The organism is Roseibium sp. (assembly GCF_025698965.1).
GTDB lineage: Bacteria > Pseudomonadota > Alphaproteobacteria > Rhizobiales > Stappiaceae > Roseibium.
In genome coordinates, this window is the sequence record NZ_JAILWL010000564.1 from 1 (window position 1) to 3,808 (window position 3,808).

Here is a 3,808-nt window from a genome sequence, read left to right on the forward strand (position 1 = left end):
CGGGCTGTGTGTGTGACGACATTGGCCTTGCCCGCGCCGACAAAGAGAATGTCGCCTTGTTCGCCGGTGAGCGTGAGAACGTTTGCAGCGCCTGCACCTACAAAGTCGATGTTGCCGTAATTAGCTGTATGTGTGACGACATTGGCCGCGCCTGCGCCGACAAATAGGATGTCGCCTTGCTTGCCGGTGAGCGTCAGAACGTTGGCGGCTCCTACGCCTACGAAGTCGATATTTCCGTATTTGGCGCTGTGGGTGATGACATTGGCCAACCCCACACCAGCGAATTTGATGTTGCCGCGTTTGCCAGTGAGGGTGACAATATTACCCCCCCCACCGCCAATGAATTCAATCCTATTCCAGTTTCGATCTTCGCTGAAATGCCCGCTGACTATGTTTGCTAAACCATCACCGCTGAACCGAATGATACCATGCCGACCGTTCCGGCGGACAATGTTCGCTGCCCCGCGGCCTGAAAATGTCAAATTTCCATATTTTGCGTCGTTATAGACCTCGTTGGCTAAACCGCTACCTCGGAAAATAACATTTGAAGTCTCCCCCGTAGATCTAACATAATTGGATGCTCCGCTACCCCGAAAATCGATATGAGCGCGATGTTGTGAGTGAACGCGAACCTTGTTACCCGCTCCGGCCCCACGAAAACGCACAGTGCCACTTTTGCCTCTACGGTAGATGTTGTTATAAAATCCAGAACCTATAAAAAGAACATCGCCACGGGCGCCCACGTGCCGAATTTTAGCGTAGGCTGCAACGGAGCCTAAGTAAACGTTACCGTCGCCGCGATGTTCTAGGTCCAGCGCTCCTGCGGCACCCGCATAACGGATGTCGCCGGCACCTTTTTTGATAATCTTGGCAAGGCCGGCGCCAGCAACTACTGTCAAAGTGCCCGTCGTATCGTCTATGTCAAGAACGGCTGATCCGCCAGTGACCTTGTCGTCCCCTTCGCCGGTATACACTTTGGTGTAGAAACCGCCGACGAAAATATTGTCGTTTCCGTCATACGCCTTGATCGTCCCACCAAATCCATAAGCTTTGATCGTATCATCGCCATTGCCTGCATTGTATCGCCTGGTGAAGAAGTACTCTATGGATTTCGCTATATTGCCCATGTTTAAGGCTCCTTCAGGTTTCCGGTGTTTCCAAATTGGGTATCGTTCCGCCGATTGAAACGGTAAATTGTGCGACGCACCTTTGTTAGGTTACCCGCATCGTCATAACTTGGACGGAAACCTATCCCGACGGTTCCGGATGCAAACACGTTGTTTGTTAGGTCGGCGCGTATCTGATCCAGAAATCCGAACGGTGCGAGGAAATCGACAAAGACCAGCGTATCACCGGAGGTCCAGTCCTGAATTCCATCGAGAGGTTCTCCAACGCTGAGACGGCGTACGGTCTCGTCAGTTGCAAATGCCCAGCAAACGAACGCGATGGGTTCGCCTCCGGGCGCGTCATAGTATCGGAACTGGCCAAGCTGGAGAGCCGGAAGAACGTTCTCGGACAATTCGCCGACACGATAGTTCTTGTGGAGAAGGGAATGTTCGCAAAGGTAGAATACACCACCCATGATGGATAGCCGATCCGGTGCATTCAGGTTGGGTTTCTCCACTTCGAACGCCCCTTAAGTGGCCTCGTTAGAGTCTTCGCTCTGGTCGTCAATTTGAGCGTTCACAAGGCCGGCCTCGACCATTGCGCGAACCGTCTTTCCAAATTTTTCATCCGCCAAAAGCTTCTGGATGATCGATGCTGTATAGAGAAAGCCACCGATCGGCATCGTGATAACGGCTTTGGGCTCCACCGCTATTTCCGGCTCTGCCGCATCTTCGCTGTCACCCATCTTCGTCATACCGTCAGCGGATTGATCGACAAGGACCATTCGAACCACGCCGTTGCGAACGTTTACGACTGACAGTGCTTCAGCGAAGATTTCTTGGGTCATAGTGAGAATTCCCTCTTACGTGCAGTTTCAACATTTCTATCCGCGTGGAATTGACGCGATGCGATTGACAACATTTATGGATATCGGCGGCTAAGCACTGATGGGCAAAATAACAAGCTACCTACCGCTCCGATTGCCGAGACAAATAGAGCTGACAGGTGTTGAAGTGAGCATTTGAGCCGGTATTTATGCGAAATTTTCACCAGAAGTGGCTGGCAATGGGCCTGAACGCACCTTTTTAGAACCGGCAGTTCCCGCAAACCGTTCTCAAAGAGGATTGAGCGAGCAGTTGCGCTATCGTATGCGCGCGGCCGGTCGCCAATTTGATTGACCGAAAAAGGAGCCGCTTTGCGAAGTTGGGGCTCCGTATATGCAGTCATTTTAAGCATGCCGAAGCGGTCAGAATAAAACAATGAACCTTTGATGGTTAAATCAAGGGTTGAGCAAGTTGTTTTTGTTATTGGCAGAAGTTGCACGACTTGTCTCTGAGTATCAATAGGTATTGTTCTGGTTGATGCTGATTATTATATGGGGATTCGGAAGATGAAAACTGGTGGCGGGCAAAGTGAATAGAAAAATGCACGCAAAGAACATAGACTATAGTCTTAATTATCGTGGTGAGATTATTAGTTCATTATTGTTTTGTTATGCGACAAGATCAGTTTACCGAAAACAACGAATGCAGCGGCGCGGCCTGTCTGCTGATCGTTTGTCACTACTATCAACGCCCCGCGGATGCAGCTGACCTCAACCGTCGCATGGCGGGGGCACAGCGCAGCTTTGCCACCTTGATGCGAACTGCGCGCGGCCTTGGGCTGCGAGCGCGCGTAGTAAGCTCTTCGTTGCGTAAGATCGGCAAGCTGACCCTGCCGGCGATAGCGCGTTCACAAGACGGTCTTTATTTCATTGTCGGCGGTGTCACCGCGACTGAGGCTGCAATCCACGAACCGGGCTGCGACGTGACCCGGCGCATTCCGCTCGCCGAATTTGACGGAATGTGGACAGGGGAGTTGCTACTGCTGACCCCCCGTGAAATCAAGGTACGCCGTATCAAATTCGATGTATCGTGGTTCATCCCGTCGATCCTGAAATATCGCACTGCATTGATGGAAGTGGTCATCGCATCGCTGTTTATCCAGGTCTTCGCGCTGCTGATGCCACTTTTCTTTCAAGTGGTGGTGGACAAGGTGTTGGTGCACCAGGGCTTATCGACACTGTTGGTCCTAACGTTGGGGCTAGCGGCAATCTCCGTTTTTGATGTCGTACTCGGAGGACTGCGAACTTATCTCATGTCGCACACGACCAGTAGAATTGACGTGGAACTGGGGGCGAAGATGTTTGCCCACCTGCTGGAACTGCCATTGCGCTATTTCGAGAGCCGCCCCGTCGGTCAGACCGTAGCACGCGTCCGTGAGCTGGAGACGGTGCGCGAATTTTTGACAAGTTCCGCACTCACCGTTGTACTCGACCTTGCCTTCGGGGTGATCTTTTTTGCGATCATGTATATCTACAGCCCGTTGCTGTTTGCTGTGGTTGCGGGGGCGGTTCCCGTTTACGCCGCGATCTCACTGCTGATTACACCGGAATTGCGCCGCCGGGTTGAGGAACGATTTCAGCACGGTGCGGCATCTCAGTCTTTCCTGGTGGAGACTGTCACGGCGATGGAGACAATGAAGTCCATGTCAATCCAGCCGCTGGCGCGCCGCGACTGGGAAGATCGTCTGGCTGCCTATGTACGCGCCTCTTTCCGCACGATAACTCTATCAACTTTGGGACGGCAGTTGATAGAGTTCGTTTCCAAGATAGTGACAGTGCTCATTTTATTTCTTGGTGCGCGGCTGGTAATCGCGGGCG

At 52.3% G+C, this 3,808-nt stretch carries 4 protein-coding genes; 1 reads left to right on the plus strand and 3 read right to left on the minus strand.

Annotated elements, in window-relative coordinates; genetic code table 11:
- The 3 genes from K5905_RS29505 to K5905_RS29515 form a co-directional block, all read right to left on the minus strand.
- Window positions 1–1,127, minus strand: a 1,127-nt coding sequence (locus K5905_RS29505) for a hypothetical protein (protein WP_297591162.1), incomplete at its 3' end; no start/stop codon positions are given.
- Window positions 1,128–1,129: 2 nt separating this feature from the next.
- Window positions 1,130–1,624: a toxin-activating lysine-acyltransferase gene (locus K5905_RS29510; RefSeq protein WP_297591165.1), complete on the minus strand. Its 495-nt coding sequence runs from the start codon at window positions 1,622–1,624 to the stop codon at window positions 1,130–1,132.
- 12 nt (window positions 1,625–1,636) lie between these two features.
- Window positions 1,637–1,954: a hypothetical protein gene (locus tag K5905_RS29515; protein WP_297591167.1), complete on the minus strand. Its 318-nt coding sequence runs from the start codon at window positions 1,952–1,954 to the stop codon at window positions 1,637–1,639.
- Between the two features lie 647 nt (window positions 1,955–2,601).
- Between K5905_RS29515 and K5905_RS29520 the strand changes: the two genes are divergently transcribed.
- Window positions 2,602–3,808: ABC transporter transmembrane domain-containing protein (locus K5905_RS29520; protein ID WP_297591168.1), on the plus strand; the 1,207-nt coding region annotated here is incomplete at its 3' end.